Genomic DNA, 19,186 nt, shown 5'->3' with positions numbered 1-19,186 from the left:
CTTTATAGGCCTGATTTCAGGCTAGCTTCAATAAATTTGTCCAGATCGCCATCAAGAACCGCTTGAGTATTACGGTTTTCAATGCCCGTACGGAGGTCCTTAATACGTGAGTCATCCAATACGTAAGAACGGATCTGGCTACCCCAGCCAATGTCAGACTTAGCGTCTTCATTAGCTTGTTTTTCCGCGTTTTGCTTTTGCAATTCAAGCTCAAATAGCTTCGCTCGAAGCTGTTTCATTGCCTGATCTTTGTTCTTATGTTGAGAACGGTCATTCTGACACTGAACCACGGTGTTCGTTGGTACGTGCGTAATACGTACCGCAGATTCTGTGGTGTTGACGTGCTGACCACCTGCGCCTGACGCACGGTAAACGTCGATGCGTAGGTCAGAAGGATTAATGTCGATGTCGATGTTTTCATCAATCTCTGGATAGATGAACGCAGACGCAAATGACGTATGGCGACGGCCGCCTGAATCGAACGGAGATTTACGAACAAGACGATGAACGCCCGTTTCAGTGCGCAACCAACCGTAGGCATACTCACCAGAGATGCGAACTGTTGCCGACTTAAGACCCGCGACTTCACCTTCAGAGACTTCAATCACTTCAGCTTTGAAGCCCTTCGCCTCTGCCCAGCGTAGGTACATACGCAGCAGCATGTTGGTCCAGTCTTGTGCTTCCGTACCACCAGAGCCAGCTTGCAAATCGATGTAGCAATCTGAACTATCATGGTCACCCGAGAACATACGACGGAATTCAAGCTTTTCTAGTTTCTCTTCCAACTCAGCAAGTTCTGGTTCAATTTCGTCAAATGTTTCTTGATCTTCTTCTTCTACAGCCAGCTCAAGAAGACCTTCTACGTCTTCTACACCTTGCTCTAGTTGATCAATAGTTTCAACAACCGCTTCTAGCGATGCACGCTCTTTACCCAGTGCTTGTGCACGTTCAGGTTCGTTCCATACATCAGGTTGTTCAAGCTCTGCGTTGACTTCTTCTAGACGCTCTTTCTTCGCGTCATAGTCAAAGATACCCCCTCAGGACATTTGTGCGCTGAGACACGTCCTGCAGACGGTTTTTAATTGGATTGATTTCAAACATGTTTACTCAACATTTTAGAATAGAATTTAACCGAGAAATTCTACTGAAAAATGTGACCGAGATACAGGAAAATTTCGGATGAGAAATCAGATTGCGGTTAGAGAGAGCACGGTCATAAAATTTTACACCCTCTTAGGGGCAACCGTACTCTATAAGAAAGGTTAATCTAGATATTACTTAGCTTCGATATGATCGATCATCAATTGCAGTGATTGATTACCACGAAATTCATTCACATCCAATTTGTAAGCTAAACGTACCGTTTTAACTGATGCATCCGGCCAGCGACGCAAATCGACATTAAATGCAATACCATCGATCATCACATTGGTAGGATGACCTTTGTAAAGCGGCTCTAACATCAATTTAAGATGCTTCTCACCCACCAGCTTTTGATGCAACACTTTAAACTCACCATCAAAGATTGGTTCAGGGAAGGCTTGTCCAAAAGGGCCACCAGACCGTAGCTGTTCAGCGACATGCATAGAGAATTCTTCAGGCTTAAGTTCACCATCTGACATGATCACGCCTTTTAGCGCCGCTTCATCGAGTTCCTTTTTTACCACTTCATCAAATAAACGGCTGAAACGTTCGAAATCCTGCTCTTTAATTGTTAAGCCTGCCGCCATCGCGTGGCCACCAAATTTGATGATCAAACCTGGGTTTTGCGTGTCGATGAAATCCAACGCATCACGCATGTGTAACCCCGGAATAGAACGACACGAGCCCTTAATTGTCCCTTCTCCGCCATCAGCAAATGCGATGACTGGACGGTGAAATTTCTCTTTGATGCGCGAGGCCAAAATACCAATCACACCTTGGTGCCAATCACGTTGGAACAAGGCTAATCCGTAAGGAAGCTCACTGCCTTCACCAAACTGAAGACGCTCGCAGAAAGCCATCGCTTCTTGCTTCATGCCTTCTTCAATCTCTTTACGAGTTTGGTTCAAACCATCCAGTTCACTTGCCATACGACGAGCGGCGTGAATGTTCTTACACATCAACAGTTCAACACCAAATGACATGTCATCAAGGCGACCTGCAGCATTGATACGAGGACCTAAAGCAAAACCAAAATCGGACGCCACCAAACGACGCGCATCACGCTTCGCTACTTCAATCAATGCTTGAATGCCAGGGCGCGCTTTGCCCGCACGAATACGCTGCAGACCTTGGTGCACAAGAATGCGGTTGTTTTCATCCAGTGGGACAACGTCAGCTACAGTGCCAAGTGCAACAAGGTCAATCAGTTCCATCAACTTAGGCTCTTGCATGCCCTGCTCAGCAAACCAATTGTGTTTTCGCATATGAACGCATAGTGCCATCATGAGATAAAACGCGACCCCGACACCAGCGAGCGCTTTAGACGGAAAATGACAGCTCTCAAGGTTTGGGTTCACCATTGCATCCACATCAGGCAACACTTGTCCTGGCAAGTGGTGATCGGTAACGAGCACGGTAATGCCGTTTTCTTTTGCATAACGCACGCCTTCGATTGATGACACACCGTTATCTACCGTCATGATCATCTCAGCGCCAAGCTCTAATGCTTGGTCAACGACTTCTGGGCTTAACCCATAACCGTCTTCAAAACGATTCGGTACTAGGTAGTCCACATTGTGACTACCAAGCATACGCAGCGCGAGCACCGACAATGCAGAGCTCGTCGCACCATCAGCGTCAAAATCACCGACAACGATGATGCGTTTTTGTTCTTTTATTGCCTGAAACAAAAGCTCGACCGCTTGCTCAATCCCCCCGAGTTTTTGGTAAGAATGCAAACCACGAGCTGACGTTTCTAGTTGCGCAGGATCCGTAATCCCACGGTTGATGTAGATACGTTTGAGAATCGGAGGAATGGAATCAGGAAGAAGGGAAAGATCAGGTTCAGGACGTCGTTGAATTTCTATCATGCTTGAAAAGAGCCGGCGACTTTGCCGGCTCTGCTCCTAAAGGATTATTGTTGCTTTAAACGTTTCAATAGCTCTGCAGGTGGTAGGTAACCGCCAACCATTTCGCCATTCGGTAAGAAGATCGCTGGCGTACCAGAAATTCCCAATTGGCGACCTAGATTGTAATGTGATTGGATGGTTTCTTTACACTGTTTTAAGTCTTTCGCAGGGTTATCAAACGTACGATTCACTTTCGCGTTGTGCATTGCCGACTTTGGATCTTCAGCACACCAAATCGTCGCCATTTGCTCTGCCACTGGGCCAGTAGCACCTTGGCGAGGGTAAGCCATGTAACGCACTGTAATGCCTAGATCGTTATAGCCTTGCATTTGGCTGTGCAGACGCACACAGTAACCACAAGTGATATCAGTAAATACCGTCACTGCATATTTTTCATCGTCGGCTTTGTATTCAATCATGCTATCGGAGAACTGCGCGATTTTCTCCGCATTAAGCGGCGCTTGGCGCTCTGCAATGACATCTTTGTAACTACCATCGTCATTGATGGCATAAAGCGTACCGGCGATAAAATGGCTACCATCATTTGAAGCAAACAAGATCCCGCCATTAGTTTGGATTTCCAATAAACCAGCAACTTCTGATGGCTGAATATCAACGATAGATAAACCAAGCTTTGAGAACTTAGTTTTTAATGCTGCTTCATCAAAACTGCTTTGCGCAGCTGGTGCCACTTGCTGTGCAGGAGTGTCCGTTTTAGCCTGACTTTCTTCTGCACCACACGCGGTAACAAAAAATGGTAAAGTCAGCAGAGTTAGTCGGCGTAATACGCTCATGAAATTCACCTTAATATAAAATCGTTTTTCCAAGAAGACATGGATGAATCTAACCATTGTTATGCTCTTGGGTGGTGTTGACTGTGGATCTGCTTCAATCGTTCAGTCGCCACGTGAGTATAAATTTGCGTGGTCGATAAGTCACTATGTCCTAATAGCATCTGTACGACCCTGAGATCTGCGCCATAGTTCAATAAATGCGTGGCAAAGGCATGACGCAGTACGTGCGGCGACAGCTGTTCAGTGCCAATCCCTGCTATCAAAGCATAGTACTTAATACGGTGCCAAAACGTCTGACGAGTCATTTGCCTTGCGCGTTTGCTAGGAAAAACAATATCAGATGATGTATCACCAAGTAACGCAGGGCGCCCTTGTTGAATAAACGTCTCGATCCAATCTACCGCGTTCTCCCCCATTGGCACTAAGCGCTCTTTACCGCCTTTACCTGTGACACGCACAACACCTTGACGCAAACTTATGTTTTCCATAGTTAAACTGACCAATTCCGTCACACGCAAACCAGTCGCATACAGCAGTTCCAGCATCGCTTTATCCCGCAATTCCACAGGATCATTCGGGTCTGGCGCTTCGAGCAAGGCGTCCACTTGCTCTTCACTAATATCTTTGGGCAAGCGTTGTGGCAGTTTAGGACTGACCAAGAGCGCACTCGGATCATCAGCACGTACTTTCTCACGATGCAGATATTGGAATAAACGGCGAATTGCCGACAACATACGCGCACGGGACGTCTGCTTGTAATCCAAGTCTACAAGGTAGCTTTGGTATTCTTGCAAGCCAGACAAACTAATGAAATCAAGACGGTAGCGATGTTTCTCCATCCACGTGAGCAGCTTCATCAAATCATTTCGATAGGAAGCCAGCGTGTTCTCTGATAGCCCACGCTCCATCCACATCGCATCTAAGAATTGTTCAACAAGCGAAAAATCTTGTTGATTGACAGGCTGTTGTGCCGTCATGAACGCTTCCTTATCTGTTTATATTTACAGTACTTAGATTAAGGCACCTACCGATCCAATACCATAAAAAAATCATCCCGCTTAGGATATTCGCTGCAATCTTCCTCAATTTATGGTTAGAATCTTCCACAACAGCAACACAAATAACGATGAATATAATGAAAATCGGACTCTTTTACGGCTCAACGACCTGCTACACCGAAATGGCAGCAGAGAAAATTCGTACCATTATTGGTGAAGACCTTGTCGACATTCACAATGTGAAAGAGACACCGTTATCACTAATGGCGGACTACGACTTATTACTCCTTGGCATCTCAACTTGGGACTTTGGTGAAATTCAAGAAGATTGGAATGCGATTTGGCAAGACATCGCAACAACACCATTAAAAGGTAAAGTTGTCGCGCTGTTTGGTCTGGGTGACCAAGAAGGCTACGGTGAGTGGTATTTGGACGCGATGGGCTTACTTCACGATGAATTACAAGCGACTGGCGCAACCTTTATCGGTTACTGGCCAAATGAAGGCTACGAATTTGAAGCATCGAAAGCACTGATTGAAGATGGCAGCAAGTTTGTTGGACTAGCGTTAGATGAAGACTCGCAGTACGAACTGAGTGATGAGCGCATCGAAAAATGGTGTGAACAAGTTCTTGTGGAGTTCCACGACACACTTTAATAGTGTGAACTCTTCAAAGATAAAAATAAAAAGCCCGATGAAGTAGTTCATCGGGCTTTTTAATATCTTGATAGTGCGAAGTTATTACGCTGTTTCTTGTGCTAGCTCTGGACGAGGTTTCGCGATGAAGAACATGCACACGATAGCCGCAAATGTTGGAAGCACCCAACCCATGCCCACTTCGAATAGTGGCAACATGTTAAACGCAGAAACATCAACACCCGATACTTTTGCCGCGTCAACCAACGCAAACAACAGAGATACAAGCAGTACCGCGCGGTAAGCAAAACGTGGATTTGGCAGTTTGCTGCGTACAAATGTTAGTGTAACCAACGCAATCGCCACAGGGTACAGCGCAAACAATACTGGCACTGACAGAGAAATCAGTTGTGCAAGGCCGACATTCGCAACCAACGCACAAACAGAACCGTTAATCAGTACCCATTGCTTGTATGACAGTGGCGTTTTCGAGCTGAAGAAGTCTGAACACGCAGAAATCAAGCCAATAGCCGTTGTCAAACACGCTAGTAATACAATGACAGACAGAACGATTTGACCGTATGGACCAAACAGCGCTTGAACGTATTGGCTAAGTACCAGACCACCGTTATCTGCACCAGCAGCAACAGTTGCACTCGTCGCGCCCAAGTAGAATAGTGAGATGTAAACAAACGCAAGACCGGCAGCGGCAATACAACCTGCATAGATCAGATATTTAGTCGTTGCAGAACGCTCAGTAATGCCTTTACCGCGCAGTGCATCAACCATCAGCATGCCAAACATCAATGACGCGAACGTATCCATTGTGTTGTAGCCTTCTAGGAAGCCTTTGGTCAGTGGTTGCGTTAAGTACTCACCGTGCGCGCCCAGCATGTCACCTTGAGGATCAATAAATACCGCCACTGCAAGAATGATCAAACCCACGAACAATGCCGGCGTCAGTACTTTACCGATAAGATCAATCAAACGGCCTTGGAACCATGAGAACATCATCGCCGCAATAAAGAAGATCACTGAAAATGCAGTGAGATGCGTTTGTGACGCTTCAAGGAAGAAAGGTTTCACCGCCATCTCGTAAGCCACTAGGCCAGTACGAGGCGCAGCAAACGCAGGACCGATGATGATGAAGATCAACGCAGCCATAATAACCGCTGCTTTTTTCGGAAGGTCTTGCGTTAAGTGATCCCAAGAACCACCAGCTACAGCAATAGCAACGATAGTAATAAGAGGTAGACCTACCGCTGTTAGCAAGAAACCAAACATCGCTGGCATTAAGTTTTCACCGGCTAGCTGACCCGCTAGAGGTGGAAAGATGATATTGCCCGCACCTAAAAAGAACGCAAATAGCATAAAGCCTACTGCGATAATATCTGTTAGTTTTAACGTCTGCTTCACAGATAACCCTTGTCTTTTAATTAATGAATGTTGTGTATGCTTAGACCACTTTTTGTATACCTAAAGTCAATAAGTACACGTGGTTCAATCTATAAAATTTTCGCCGCATAATGACGAAAGACTCATCATTTGGCAACCTTTAAGAAAAAAACACCATATTAATTTAGTTTTCAAACTTAAAAGCAGTGAATATAACCAGATCTAAATAACAGACCAGTTCTTTATCTCGATCAATTAACAATACAATTTAATAACCAACAAAACAACAATCTATACAATTAAGAAACAATAGAGAAATTCACTTAATTATTGAGCAAACATAAAACAATCATGAAGAGCAAAAAACTGAAAACTAAAGGCTTCAATTTTAAGCAATTTTGTATTGAGGGCGGCGAGAGTGGTATGCCCGTCAGCACTGATGGGGTCATGCTTGGTGCTTGGATTCAAAGCCCGAACAACGCTCAAATTCTCGATATTGGCACTGGCACCGGGTTGCTTGCCCTGATGTGTGCCCAACGCTTTACAGAAGCTCAAATAACCGCGGTCGATATTGAATTAACAGCCATTGAAGCTGCGCAAAAAAATGTGGTTCAGTCGCCTTGGTCAGATCGTGTGAGTGTGTATCATTCCGACATACTAGACTTTACGCCGACGCATCCATTCCAACGCATCATTTGTAATCCGCCCTACTTCAACAGCGGCGAGCAATCGAAACACAGTCAACGTGCAACCGCGAGGCACACTGATACGCTACGCCACAACGCATTGCTACAACGTTGCTATCAGTTGCTTGATGAACAAGGGAAAGCTAATTTTGTGTTACCAATCACCGAAGGCGAACGGTTTATTGAACTAGCATTACACCAAGGTTGGCATCTATCGCGAGTCTGTCGTGTACAGCCATCAGAAAAGAAACCGGTACATCGACTGTTATTTGAACTGGCGAAGCAGCCTTGCGATACTCAAAAATCACATTTAATAATTCATTCGCATGACGGTTACAGTGACGATTTCGTCCAATTAACCCGCGAGTTTTATCTTAAGATGTGAAATAACATGTGATCCTTATCACCAATCACTTTATAATGTGCGACCTTTTTGTATTCTATGCTGTTGTGGCGAACCATTAACCAAGCTTTGCTTGTGGAGAACTCATTGTGATCAGAACCTTTGCTGAACTTGATCTAGACCAAAACCTACTTGAAGCCATTGAAGAGATGGGTTACGAACGCCCAACAAAAATTCAGGCAGAAGCGATTCCACAAGCGTTGGATGGTCGTGACATTCTAGCGTCAGCGCCAACAGGTACTGGTAAAACGGCAGCCTTCGTTCTGCCAGCATTGCAATACTTGCAAGACTTCCCTCGTCGCAAGCCTGGACCTGCGCGTATTTTGATCCTAACGCCGACGCGCGAATTGGCGATGCAAATCGCTGATCAAGCACGAGCTTTGGCAAAAAACACTAAACTGAACATTTTCACCATCACAGGTGGAGTTCAATACCAAGAGCACGCCGATATCCTTGCGACAACACAAGACATTGTGGTTGCAACGCCTGGCCGTTTAAAAGAATACATTGATGCAGAGCGTTTTGATTGCCGTGCGATTGAATGGTTAATTCTGGATGAAGCAGACCGTATGCTAGACATGGGTTTTGCTCCTACTGTCGATCGTCTATCTAACGAGTGCCGCTGGCGTAAACAAACCCTTCTGTTCTCAGCAACTTTAGAAGGTAAAGGCGTAGAGGGCTTTACCGCTGATCTGTTGAATGACCCAGCAGAGATCGATGCAAAATCGCCACTGCGTGAGCGTAAGAAGATTGCTCAGTGGTACCACCGTGCTGATGATGCAGAACACAAGCTTGAATTACTAAAACACATTATTACTCAGCAAGCAGAACGCACCATTGTCTTCTTGAAGACACGTGAGCGTTTGGCAGAGCTACGAGCGCAGCTTGAGAGCGCACAGATTCCATGTTCTTGGATTCAAGGTGAAATGCCTCAAGATCGTCGTAACAATGCGATTTCTCGCTTCCGCGATGGTACTGTGAACGTGCTGCTCGCGACGGACGTTGCTGCGCGTGGTATCGATCTTCCAGATGTATCACACGTTATCAACTACGACATGCCACGCACGGCTGATGTTTACCTTCACCGTATTGGCCGTACGGCTCGTGCGGGTAAGAAAGGTAACGCTATCTCTATCGTAGAAGCACACGACCAACCAATGATGGATCGCGTTGCACGTTACGTGAAAGAAGACATCAAAGAGCGTTTCGTAAAAGAGATGCGTCCGAAACACAAAAAACCTGTGTTTAAGAAGAAAAAGAAAAAAGAAGACAAGAAGAAGCCAGCGAAAAAGAAAACCGCTAAGAAGAAATAATTTTGTTAGGGCGAAATAGCCCAAGCTAAAACATAACAAAGGGTTGGCACTGCCAACCCTTTTTCGTTTGTACTGATAGAGGTTAACGTAGACTACGTCTCAATCAGTTTTAGTTTTGCTCTTCGCGTTTAAATACTAACTCTGTTGGTGTCGATTCATCTTCAACAAAGTAGTAACCCGCCGTATCAAACTTAGTCAGGTCTGCCACGCTCTCAATACGGTTTTCGATGATGTAACGCGCCATCATGCCGCGCGCTTTCTTCGCGTAGAAGCTGATGACCTTGTATTGGCCATTCTTACAATCTTTGAATACTGGCGTGATCACTTGCGCATCTAAGTGCTTTGGCTTCACCGCTTTAAAGTATTCATTTGATGCAAGGTTGATAAGCACATTATCACCTTGAGCAGAAATCGCTTCGTTCAGCTTGTCCGTAATAACATTGCCCCAAAACTGGTACAAGTTCGTACCTTTGTCGTTTGCAAGCTTGGTACCCATTTCAAGACGGTATGGCTGCATCAAATCAAGTGGTTTTAGTAAACCATAAAGACCCGATAGCATACGCAGATGATCTTGAGCATATTCGAAGTCCGCTTCAGATAAACTTTCGGCGTCTAGCCCTGTGTAAACGTCACCTTTAAATGCAAGAATGGCTTGTCGTGAGTTTTCCGTGGTAAACGTTTCACTCCACTCTTGAAATCGCCCTACATTCAAATCGGCAATCTTGTCGCTCACTTTCATTAAAGAGGCAACATCAGCAGGAGTCAGTTTGCGGCAAACATCGATAAGCTCTTTTGAGTATTCGACCAACTCAGGTTGAGTAAATTTTTCTGTCGCTAACGGAGACTCGTAATCAAGAGTCTTCGCTGGAGAAACTACGATAAGCATGACTTTCCCTTCTCTAATTTTGTTTTTTAATAGGGTACAAAAAAAGCCATGCATTGTCTGCATGGCTTTTTACATCGTACTAATAGCTTTCAACTATGAGTGATAGCTCACTTAGTCTTTTTTATCGTTGTACCAAATGCCTTCTTCAAGCTGAGATTTCAGCTCAGGGAAGTCATTCGCATCAAACGTTGGTACTTTACCTTCACCAAGTTGGCGGTTGTAATCTTTTGCTAGCTTAATCACGATGCCAGATAGCAAGATGATTGCCACCAAGTTGACTATCGCCATCAGCCCCATCGAAACATCAGCAAGTGACCATACGACTGGGAGCGAAGCAAGTGCACCAAACATCACCATACCAAGAACAACAACGCGGAAAATGCTTAGGCCCGCCTTATGGTTGTGCTCTAGGAAGATTAGGTTCGTTTCAGCGTACGAGTAATTCGCGATGATTGATGTAAATGCAAAGAAGAAGATTGCCACGGCAACAAAGATGCCACCCCAATCACCAACTTGCGAGCTCAATGCACGCTGAGTTAGCTCGATACCCGTCACTTCTGTTGCTTGACCGACATACTCACCTGACATCAGGATGATAGCCACTGTCGCTGAACAGATAACGATCGTATCCATAAATACACCTAGCATCTGAACATAACCTTGAGATGCAGGGTGTGGTGGGTAAGGCGTTGCTGAAGCCGCCGCGTTTGGCGCAGAACCCATACCCGCTTCGTTCGAGAATAGACCGCGTTTAATACCGTTAATCATTGCCTGTGCAATCGCGTAGCCAAGACCACCAGCCGCCGCTTCTTGCAGACCAAATGCACTCTTAAAGATAAGCATTAATACATCAGGTAGCTTCTCTAGATTAGAGAACATGATGAACAGTGCTAGAGCCAAGTAAAGCAGCGCCATGATCGGAACGATCATCTCTGCGACTTTTGCGATACGCTTGATACCACCAAAAATTACAATCGCAGACAGTACTACAACCGCGATACCAACGTACAGGTCACTCCAACCAAATGCGGTGCTCATTGCATTTGCAATTGAGTTAGCTTGTACGGCGTTGAATACCAAACCAAAAGCGATGATTAGGAAAACTGAGAACAATACGCCCATCCAACGCATGCCCAGGCCTTTTTCCATGTAGTAGGCAGGACCACCACGGTAGTTGCCATCATCATCTTTGGTTTTGTATAGCTGCGCCAGAGTACTCTCTGCAAACGACGTTGCCATACCAAGCATTGCGATCAGCCACATCCAGAAGATCGCGCCAGGACCACCTGCAGTCAATGCAACTGCAACGCCCGCCATGTTACCTGTACCAACACGTGCAGCAAGACTAGTACAAAGCGCTTGGAAAGAAGAAATACCAGCTTTGTCTGCTTTACGACTGTTCTTAAGAACAGAGAACATGTGGCCGAAATGGCGGAACTGAATGAACCCTAATCGAACGGTGAAGTAAATACCAACACCAACAAGAAGATAAACCAGAATCGAACCCCAAAGGAGATCGTTCATCAAATTGATTAAGTCTGTCATGTGTACCTCAAAGTGAGTTGCGCCGGTCTATGCGTCCAAGCCATCCACCAAATTGCCTGCTAAGTGTCAAAGTGTGCTTAGCTTTTTAAGTAATGTTTATGGGCAATCTAGAATCGTAAACGTCGCTTCATGCATCCATTTTACGTACCAGCGTATTTTTTGACGGGCGGATAATGCAACCTAGGAGCGCAAAAATCAATATGCAATCATGATAATAATATTGTTATTTTTCACTATAAAGTCACCAAAAAATAACATAAATGGAAGACTTAACACCCATAAGTCGCAACATTTCAATTACCAAATGCCAACATAAATAATTATCGCCCACCAAACAGAACGCAGACCCATATGATTAAGACCAAGCTAGTATTCACAAGGTGTTACATAAATTTGCTCTAGTGTCTTACCATCTAATTGAACACTATTTCATCAAACTGGTTTTATGCAACTTTGACCTTTGCACTGTCCCCCCACTCGCCAAATCGAATTAACATTGAAAATCTCTCTATTTAATCGTTTTCTTGAGATCGTTTGTGCATTTTTTAGCCATCACATTGCCATGAAAAGTGTGATTTTGAGAATATTTTTGCACGAAAATGTCATGCTACCGACACAAATGCGAAATATATCATGGTTATTCTCACGGCTATTGTGGTACTTAAAAAACTCCACAAGGACTGGTTACAACAGTTTAGCTTAAGAAAGGTAAAGGTGGCTTATGGAAGGCTTTCAACTAGATGACATTTTTAATCTGGATACTACCTCAACAACCAAATCTCGTGCCAAACCAGTAAAGCGAAAGTGGCGTGAAATAGAAGAGATGAACGACAGGCGCAATTTGCTTAAAGAGCTACGCGAACTTGATGCCTGTACCGACTACAACTTGGAAGACATTAAACTCTAATTCAAACAAAAGGCACCTTAAGGGTGCCTTTTGTTTTTGTTTACAGTAACGGTAAACGACTTGAGTTTAAGCGCCAGGATTTGAGTATGAGTACCGTTATTACTCAATAGGAATTTTCCTGTCTTTTGGTTGAGAAGCGCAAAAGATAAATTTGCGTCCAATTCTCAATAAATAAGAAATGCAGCTAACAAACCCGAGTGATACTTTCGCTCACTCAGGTTTTATCGCACACACTTAAACATACTCAGCATCACTTTGACGCACACGTTCAGCTAACTGTTTATAACGGTCGGCAATGGTGTCACCAAAAACTGGGTCATCTTCACTGACGCTCCATAAGCTTTCAACATGCTGCCAATCTTCGGTAGTGAACAGCTCCTCAATGAGAGGCAGGATTTTTCGCTCCTCTAACTCCAAGTGGCGTCTTTGTGATTCAATGAAGTCCTCTAGGTGGGCCACAAACATGTCTTGAGGCACAACTGCATCCTGCAGGATCATCTCTATCAAGGAAGCAAACTCTTTGGTTTTACTTGCTAACTCTTGATGTTCTTTCTCTAAGTTTTCCATGGTCTGTTGCTTACCATAGTGCTCAAGAAAGTGGTGATAGAGAATATCTTCTTTCGGATGGTGAACTTTTTCTGAATGATTAGAGAGGTAATCAACTATCTCGCTTACTAATGCGTAGTTGATCGCACGTTCTTCTTTTATCTCATTAAGTTTATGGCGCAGTATCGCCAACAGACGAACCATATAGCCGTGTTCGCGTCGAATTCTTTCGATCATCATAGCGTCTCTCCTTAACACCTACTTTTAATAAGTGTACATGAGAAATTTGCCATCAGCCTCGAGCGTGCTCAAAAAAACAGCGATAATGGCAGCATTATCGCTGTCTCTTCTTTTATACAGTTAATGGCAAATGCCAGTTGATTGGTGCTTTTCCTTGCGAGGCAAGTAACTGGTTTGCTTGAGAGAAATGCTTACAACCAAAAAAACCTCGGTGTGCTGAGAGTGGTGATGGATGTGGTGCGGCTAACACATGATGTTTATTGCGATCAATAAAGCGCCCTTTCTTCTGAGCGTGAGAGCCCCACAATAAAAACACCACGCCTTCCTGATGCTGGTTTATCGCTTCAATCACTCGGTCAGTGAACGTTTCCCACCCCGTTTTTGAATGTGAATGCGCTTTACCTTGCTCAACCGTCAATACTGTATTGAGCAACAATACACCTTGCTCTGCCCAGCTTTGTAAGAATCCATGCTGAGGGATTTGGAACCCTTCAATATCTTGAGCCAGCTCTTTATACATATTAACGAGTGATGGTGGCGTTTTGATTCCAGGAAGAACGGAAAAACACAAACCATGCGCCTGATTTGGACCATGGTATGGGTCCTGCCCCAGAATCACTACTTTAACATCGTTAAACTCGGTAAAACGAAACGCGTTAAAGACATCTTTCGCTGGCGGGAAAATCGCTTTGCCTGCGGCGCGTTCTGCTTCTACAAAATTCAAAGTGTCTACAAAGTAGCTCTGTTTTTTCTCTTCGCCGATCACATCGTGCCAAGTGGGTGACTGATTCATGGAAAGTTCCTGTCCTAAATTTTGCTTCTATTCTAACGAGCGAAACCCAAACAAACAAAAACTTACCACGAACTTGAGAACAGTAATAAAAGACTAATGCTTCTGTGGCGTTCGAAAATGCCCCTGTCCGGTAATGTGACGATTAGGCATCGGCAAACGAAGCACGCGGCGGCTATATGCGTAAGAAGCAAAAGAGAGTGGTCGAGACATAGTGGCATCCTTCTTTCTTAATTCAAATTGACTTAAGTGGCTAAGAAAGAAAGGTGCCAACTCTGTGATCACATCATTGGTTACCTATCGCCGCTAGATGAAACTGACGCAGTGCGTTGATTTCTTGCTGCCAGATGTCCGGATCAATTGTTTCTAAAATCAGAGGGATACCATCAAAGCGAGGGTCTTTCGCGATGTACTCAAAACAATCCCACCCGATCTCTCCTTTGCCTAATGAGTGGTGGCGATCCACTTTGCTGGCAAACTCAACTTTTGAATCATTTAGATGCATTGCTCTTAAATAGTGCATCCCAACAATACGGTCGAATTCAGCAAAGGTATGCTCACAATCCTCTTTAGTACGCAGATCGTAACCGGCGGTAAACGTGTGGCAAGTATCGAGACATACACCAACACGTTCTTTGTCTTCCACTTGATCGATGATTTCAGCAAGATGCTCAAACTTCCAACCTAGGTTTGTACCCTGACCAGCCGTATTCTCGATTACCGCGATCACATTCGGCACCGCTTTGTGCGCAAGATTGATCGACTCAGCGATCGTCGCTAAGCACTCCTGTTCAGAGACTTTCTTTAAGTGGCTCCCAGGGTGAAAGTTCAGCAGCGTTAAACCCAATTGATTACAACGCTCCATCTCATCGATGAATGCAGCGCGTGACTTATCCAACTTATCCGCTTCTGGTGCACCTAAGTTAATTAGATAAGAGTCATGGGGAAGAATATGTTCTGCGCCGAAACCCAGCATTTTACAGTTCGCTTTAAACGCACTGATGGTTTTTGCTTCTAAAGGCTTCGCCACCCACTGGCGTTGGTTTTTAGTAAATAGTGCAAAAGCATTCGCACCAATCTCACGCGCTCTCAACGGCGCTTGATCGACCCCTCCAGCAGCAGAGACATGTGCACCAATGAGTTTATTCCCAAGCTTGTTTTTCATGTTTGTCATTTAATCACTTTAGACTTTCAGTATTGCTACCTAAATACAGATAGTTGCGTTAATCAGTTTAAATTTTAAGCTCAATTTGTAGTAAATTTACAACAAAATTAGTTATTAAATATTTTTTATATTATCAAATAAATTGTAATTAGTTTGTTTTCAAAGGTTTTATTGATTTAACTCAATAAAATCACCTTAATAAAAATAATGTTTTTGGTTGTTTTTTGACTTAAATCAATATTAAAATAGTGGATATTAGCTATATAATACTCAGCTCAACGAAAATTCGAAAATTAACACCAATAATCACCACGTAAGTGGTCTAGGAGATAGTGATGATCCAAGGTATCCAAATTACAAAAGCGGCAAACGACGACCTACTAAACTCTATCTGGCTATTAGATAGCGAAAAAAATGAAGCTCGTTGTGTTGCTGCAACTGCTGGCTACGAAGCAGACCAAGTTATCGCAATCAGCGATCTAGGTGAATACGAAAGCCGTGAAGTAGCAATCGAAACAGCTCCTCGCATCGAAGGCGGTCAACACCTAAACGTGAACGTGCTTAAACGCGAAACACTAGAAGATGCAGTTGCACACCCAGAGAAATACCCACAGCTAACAATCCGTGTTTCTGGTTACGCTGTACGTTTCAACTCGCTAACTCCAGAGCAACAACGTGATGTCATCGCTCGTACTTTTACTGAGACTCTATAATTTCTCAGTAAACTAGCTCGCTAGAATTTAAAAAGCTTGGTCTCAATGGCCAAGCTTTTTTGTTTTCCTAGTATCTAACCGTTCTGTTCCTTTACGGAGCATTTCTCTGTGACGGATCCTTCTTAAACACTTCAGCCAATGAGGTTGGGTCAAGCCTTTCTCTTTGCAACGACGCTCCTTCTGCCCACCAAATCAATTGATGCATAGTGCGATTCATATAGCTGTCCCACTGCGTCTGCTCAGACTCACCCGCAGCCACGCCCTGTTCATCAAACACTTCTTGCGCTTTCGGAATGTGAATCATCGCCGAGACAGGTAAACATCCAAGTTCAGATAAGAAGGTACGCATCGACACAGCAGCTCGAACACCACCCCATTGTCCAGCAGAATAGGTCACGATAGCACTTGGCTTATAAGAAAACAGCGAACTACCAAAATGGTTAAGCATGTTTGCCAAAGCAGGGCTCATCGAATGGTTGTATTCCGGACTGACCATCACGTACCCATCGGCGCTTTTAATTTTGTCTGCCAGTTCTCTCAAGTGGGATGGCACTTTAGCGCGATGGTAAGCAAACTCAGGCTTAAACACGTCGTCAAAGTCGTAGTTCAATGGGTCAATGATTTCGACGGTATGTTGCGAATACTGATTCTTAAACAACGTTTCACAAGCTCTACTCACTCGCATGCCCAAGCGTGCTGGTCGTGGCGGTGTGCTGTCCCTTACTGAGCCTAGAAAAATCAAAAAATGCATGCTTCTATTTCCATCTTTAAGTTCATTTCTCAATCATAAAGAGAGTAGAGACTTACCGACAATAAAAAAGGCGAATGATTGCTCATTCACCTTTCGTCGTTCATCATTTTAATAATTACTGTACGCGGCGCAGCACTTGTTTCAATGCATCAAAGTCTGCGTCTAGCTCTTCCGATAGCAGTTCCATCGCCGCGTGCTTCGCTAGCGGTGCAGGAAGCTCGATGTCAGATTGCAAAATGTCATCCACCACTTCTTTGAACTTCGCAGGGTGAGCAGTACATAGGAACAGACCGGTTTCACCTTCTTGCAGTTGCTCTTCAAGAACGCGGTAAGCAATCGCACCGTGCGGTTCACATAGGTAGCCCAATGAGTACAAGTCTTTCACAGATTGTGCGCTTTGCTCATCTGAAACCGCGCCTTTACCTAGTGTCTCTAGGCCCCACTCTTTCACTCGGCAGAGCTCTTCAATACGCGGCCAGTTGTTCGGTTGACTTACATCCATTGCGTTCGATGTCGTTGCAACCGTTGGTTTTGGCTCCCACTTACCTGTTTCTAGGTAGCGTGGCACGGTGTCATTGGCGTTGGTTGCAGCAATGAAGCGTTTGATCGGCAGACCCAGCGCTTTTGCCAGTAGACCTGCCGTCAGGTTACCGAAGTTACCACTTGGTACAGACACTACTAGGTTTTCACGCTCTTCCTTACTCATTTGCGCGGCTGCTTCAAAGTAGTAACAGATTTGCGCCATCAAACGGCTGATGTTGATTGAGTTTGCAGAGTTCAGGCCGATCTCTTCACGCAGTGCGGAATCATCGAAAGCTTGCTTAACCAGAGCCTGGCACGCATCGAAGTCGCCATCGATCGCGACAGTGTGAATGTTCTTGCCTAACGTACAGAATAGCTTCTCTTGCAGTGGGCTGATCTTGCCTTTCGGGTAAAGAATCACAACGTTGATGTCTTCCATACCATAGAAAGCGTGCGCAACGGCTGCGCCAGTATCGCCAGAAGTCGCAGTCAGAATGGTGATCTTGCCACCGTCCGATACCGCCGCAAGAGATTGCGCCATAAAGCGACCGCCAAAATCTTTAAACGCCAGCGTTGGACCATGGAAAAGCTCTAACGCGTAAACACCGTCTTTGACTTGATTGATTGGCGCAGGGAATTGGAACGCTGCGTCCACAAGCGCGTTGACTTGCTCTTCCGCCAGCTCATCACCGATAAACGCTGATAAAATCTTAGTGCTACGAGAAACAAAGTCTTCTGCCAGTAGCGTATCAACGTCTTCAAACTTTGGTAATTCCGATGGAAAAAATAGACCTTGGTTACGGCCTAACCCTTGGCGAACGGCTTGGCCAAAGGAAACTTGTTCATCATTTTCTTTTATATTGTAAAGCTTCATAGCTCACTTCCTGTTACTTTCGAACCCTGCTTATCTAGACGACAAACGTGGACGAATCCTTCTTCGTTTTGTACGTAGTTCTGTTCTAACCAGCGAGCAACTCGCTCAGCGACATCTTTCTCTTTGCAAATACTGAACAGTGTTGGACCACTGCCAGAAATACCGGTTGCTAACGCACCTGCTGATGCAGCGTATTGACGTGCATTCGCAAAGCCCGGAAGCAGTTTCTCACGATATGGTTCTGCGATCACGTCTTTGATCATTTTTGCAGCTAGCTCTGGCTGACCAGAATGACACGCATGAATAAAGCCCGCAAGGTGACGACCATGAGCAATGATATCTTGTCGACGGTATTGAGATGGTAGGATCTCACGCGCTTCTGCTGTTGATACTTTGATACCCGGATACGCCATCACCCAGTACCAATCGTCAAAGCAAGGCACTTCTTGGCTAATGATACCTAGCTCTTCCAGCATCAATTGCACACCGCCAAGGTAACATGGCGCCACGTTATCATAGTGAATACCACCAGAGATCTTGCCTTCCATTTCTCCCATCAGCGCTAACAACTCTGTCTCGTTAAGCGGCTGACCATGGAATCGGTTTAATGCATCTAATGCAGCAACGATAGAACAAGCACTGGAGCCAAGACCAGAGCCTATTGGCATGTTCTTTTCTAGCGTCATTTCAAGTGGCTTTAGCTCAACGCCTTTTTTATCTAGCTCACGAGCAAACACCAACCAACAATCGTAAACGATGTTCTCTTTTGGCTCTGTAGGCAACTTAGAGACAAAATTACCCGCAGTTTTCAGACTGAACGGCTCAGTCCCTGCCTTAACTTGCACTCTGTCACCTAGCAAGGTCCCATCCACTGGGGACACCGCCGCCCCCAATACATCAAAACCAACACTTACATTACCAATTGATGCTGGGGCATAAACCACTACATCCATATCACTTGAACTCATTC

General features: G+C 44.8%; 18 protein-coding genes. 5 read left to right on the top strand and 13 right to left on the bottom strand.

The features are described 5' to 3' along the window. Nucleotides 1–2: 2 nt before the first annotated feature. From prfB to xerD, 4 genes are all read right to left on the bottom strand, one after another. A protein-coding gene (gene prfB / locus J8Z23_RS02545; protein WP_100068604.1) for a peptide chain release factor 2 occupies nt 3–1,101 on the bottom strand; the annotation gives its coding sequence in 2 pieces (ribosomal slippage) (nt 3–1,025 and nt 1,027–1,101; 1,098 coding nt in all). 173 nt (nt 1,102–1,274) lie between these two features. Continuing rightward, nucleotides 1,275–3,014 (bottom strand): single-stranded-DNA-specific exonuclease RecJ, encoded by a 1,740-nt coding sequence (recJ, locus tag J8Z23_RS02540; RefSeq protein ID WP_434634797.1) that lies wholly within the window; start codon nt 3,012–3,014, stop codon nt 1,275–1,277. A gap of 44 nt (nt 3,015–3,058) precedes the next feature. Next, nucleotides 3,059–3,847 carry a bifunctional protein-disulfide isomerase/oxidoreductase DsbC gene (gene dsbC, locus J8Z23_RS02535; protein WP_012842135.1) on the bottom strand — a complete coding sequence of 263 codons (789 nt, stop codon included), beginning with the start codon at nt 3,845–3,847 and terminating at the stop codon, nt 3,059–3,061. A gap of 59 nt (nt 3,848–3,906) precedes the next feature. Next, nucleotides 3,907–4,824 (bottom strand): site-specific tyrosine recombinase XerD, encoded by a 918-nt coding sequence (xerD, locus tag J8Z23_RS02530; protein WP_434634794.1) that lies wholly within the window; start codon nt 4,822–4,824, stop codon nt 3,907–3,909. 158 nt (nt 4,825–4,982) lie between these two features. On the opposite strand from xerD, the gene fldB reads away from it, so the two are divergent. Further along, nucleotides 4,983–5,501: a flavodoxin FldB gene (gene fldB, locus J8Z23_RS02525; protein ID WP_005397338.1), complete on the top strand. Its 519-nt coding sequence runs from the start codon at nt 4,983–4,985 to the stop codon at nt 5,499–5,501. 84 nt (nt 5,502–5,585) lie between these two features. Here fldB and brnQ read toward each other — a convergent pair whose 3' ends face one another. After that, a complete protein-coding gene (gene brnQ, locus J8Z23_RS02520; RefSeq protein ID WP_434634790.1) occupies nt 5,586–6,896 on the bottom strand; it encodes a branched-chain amino acid transport system II carrier protein in 1,311 nt (436 codons plus the stop codon). A 330-nt stretch (nt 6,897–7,226) separates the two neighbouring features. Here brnQ and J8Z23_RS02515 point away from each other — a divergent pair, with 330 nt between their 5' ends. Then, nucleotides 7,227–7,946 (top strand): tRNA1(Val) (adenine(37)-N6)-methyltransferase, encoded by a 720-nt coding sequence (locus J8Z23_RS02515; RefSeq protein ID WP_434634787.1) that lies wholly within the window; start codon nt 7,227–7,229, stop codon nt 7,944–7,946. A 107-nt stretch (nt 7,947–8,053) separates the two neighbouring features. Continuing rightward, complete coding sequence (gene srmB / locus J8Z23_RS02510) at nt 8,054–9,277, top strand: ATP-dependent RNA helicase SrmB (protein ID WP_005396291.1); 1,224 nt, start codon at nt 8,054–8,056, stop codon at nt 9,275–9,277. Between the two features lie 109 nt (nt 9,278–9,386). On the opposite strand, the gene yaaA is transcribed toward srmB, so the two are convergent. Both yaaA and J8Z23_RS02500 read right to left on the bottom strand, forming a co-directional pair. Further along, nucleotides 9,387–10,163 (bottom strand): peroxide stress protein YaaA, encoded by a 777-nt coding sequence (yaaA, locus tag J8Z23_RS02505; RefSeq protein WP_182036167.1) that lies wholly within the window; start codon nt 10,161–10,163, stop codon nt 9,387–9,389. A 111-nt stretch (nt 10,164–10,274) separates the two neighbouring features. Beyond that, on the bottom strand, nt 10,275–11,708 hold the full coding sequence (locus J8Z23_RS02500; RefSeq protein ID WP_005396293.1) for an alanine/glycine:cation symporter family protein: 1,434 nt from the start codon (nt 11,706–11,708) through the stop codon (nt 10,275–10,277). Between the two features lie 721 nt (nt 11,709–12,429). On the opposite strand from J8Z23_RS02500, the gene J8Z23_RS02495 reads away from it, so the two are divergent. Further along, entirely contained in the window at nt 12,430–12,615 is a 186-nt protein-coding gene (locus J8Z23_RS02495; RefSeq protein WP_005396294.1) for a DUF3545 family protein, read from the top strand. A 234-nt stretch (nt 12,616–12,849) separates the two neighbouring features. On the opposite strand, the gene J8Z23_RS02490 is transcribed toward J8Z23_RS02495, so the two are convergent. The 3 genes from J8Z23_RS02490 to nfo all read right to left on the bottom strand — a co-directional run bounded on the left by J8Z23_RS02490 (nt 12,850) and on the right by nfo (nt 15,365). Further along, on the bottom strand, nt 12,850–13,401 hold the full coding sequence (locus J8Z23_RS02490; protein WP_005396296.1) for a hemerythrin domain-containing protein: 552 nt from the start codon (nt 13,399–13,401) through the stop codon (nt 12,850–12,852). A 112-nt stretch (nt 13,402–13,513) separates the two neighbouring features. Then, nucleotides 13,514–14,194 (bottom strand): uracil-DNA glycosylase, encoded by a 681-nt coding sequence (gene ung, locus J8Z23_RS02485; RefSeq protein ID WP_005396298.1) that lies wholly within the window; start codon nt 14,192–14,194, stop codon nt 13,514–13,516. A 283-nt stretch (nt 14,195–14,477) separates the two neighbouring features. Then, nucleotides 14,478–15,365, bottom strand: a complete 888-nt coding sequence (gene nfo / locus J8Z23_RS02480; protein ID WP_006742681.1) for a deoxyribonuclease IV — start codon at nt 15,363–15,365, stop codon at nt 14,478–14,480. 326 nt (nt 15,366–15,691) lie between these two features. Between nfo and grcA the strand changes: the two genes are divergently transcribed. Next, nucleotides 15,692–16,069, top strand: a complete 378-nt coding sequence (gene grcA, locus J8Z23_RS02475; RefSeq protein WP_005381814.1) for an autonomous glycyl radical cofactor GrcA — start codon at nt 15,692–15,694, stop codon at nt 16,067–16,069. A 91-nt stretch (nt 16,070–16,160) separates the two neighbouring features. On the opposite strand, the gene J8Z23_RS02470 is transcribed toward grcA, so the two are convergent. From J8Z23_RS02470 to thrB, 3 genes are all read right to left on the bottom strand, one after another. Continuing rightward, nucleotides 16,161–16,820 (bottom strand): NADPH-dependent FMN reductase, encoded by a 660-nt coding sequence (locus tag J8Z23_RS02470; protein ID WP_301659537.1) that lies wholly within the window; start codon nt 16,818–16,820, stop codon nt 16,161–16,163. A gap of 115 nt (nt 16,821–16,935) precedes the next feature. After that, nucleotides 16,936–18,216, bottom strand: coding sequence for a threonine synthase (gene thrC / locus J8Z23_RS02465; protein WP_301659536.1), 1,281 nt, complete (start codon nt 18,214–18,216; stop codon nt 16,936–16,938). Further along, on the bottom strand, nt 18,213–19,169 hold the full coding sequence (gene thrB, locus J8Z23_RS02460) for a homoserine kinase (RefSeq protein ID WP_047009099.1): 957 nt from the start codon (nt 19,167–19,169) through the stop codon (nt 18,213–18,215). The genes thrC and thrB overlap by 4 nt, the downstream gene beginning before the upstream one ends. Nucleotides 19,170–19,186: the final 17 nt, after the last annotated feature.

The organism is Vibrio sp. SCSIO 43086 (assembly GCF_051132235.1).
Lineage (GTDB): Bacteria > Pseudomonadota > Gammaproteobacteria > Enterobacterales > Vibrionaceae > Vibrio > Vibrio diabolicus.
This window is presented reverse-complemented; position numbering and strand designations above follow the sequence as displayed.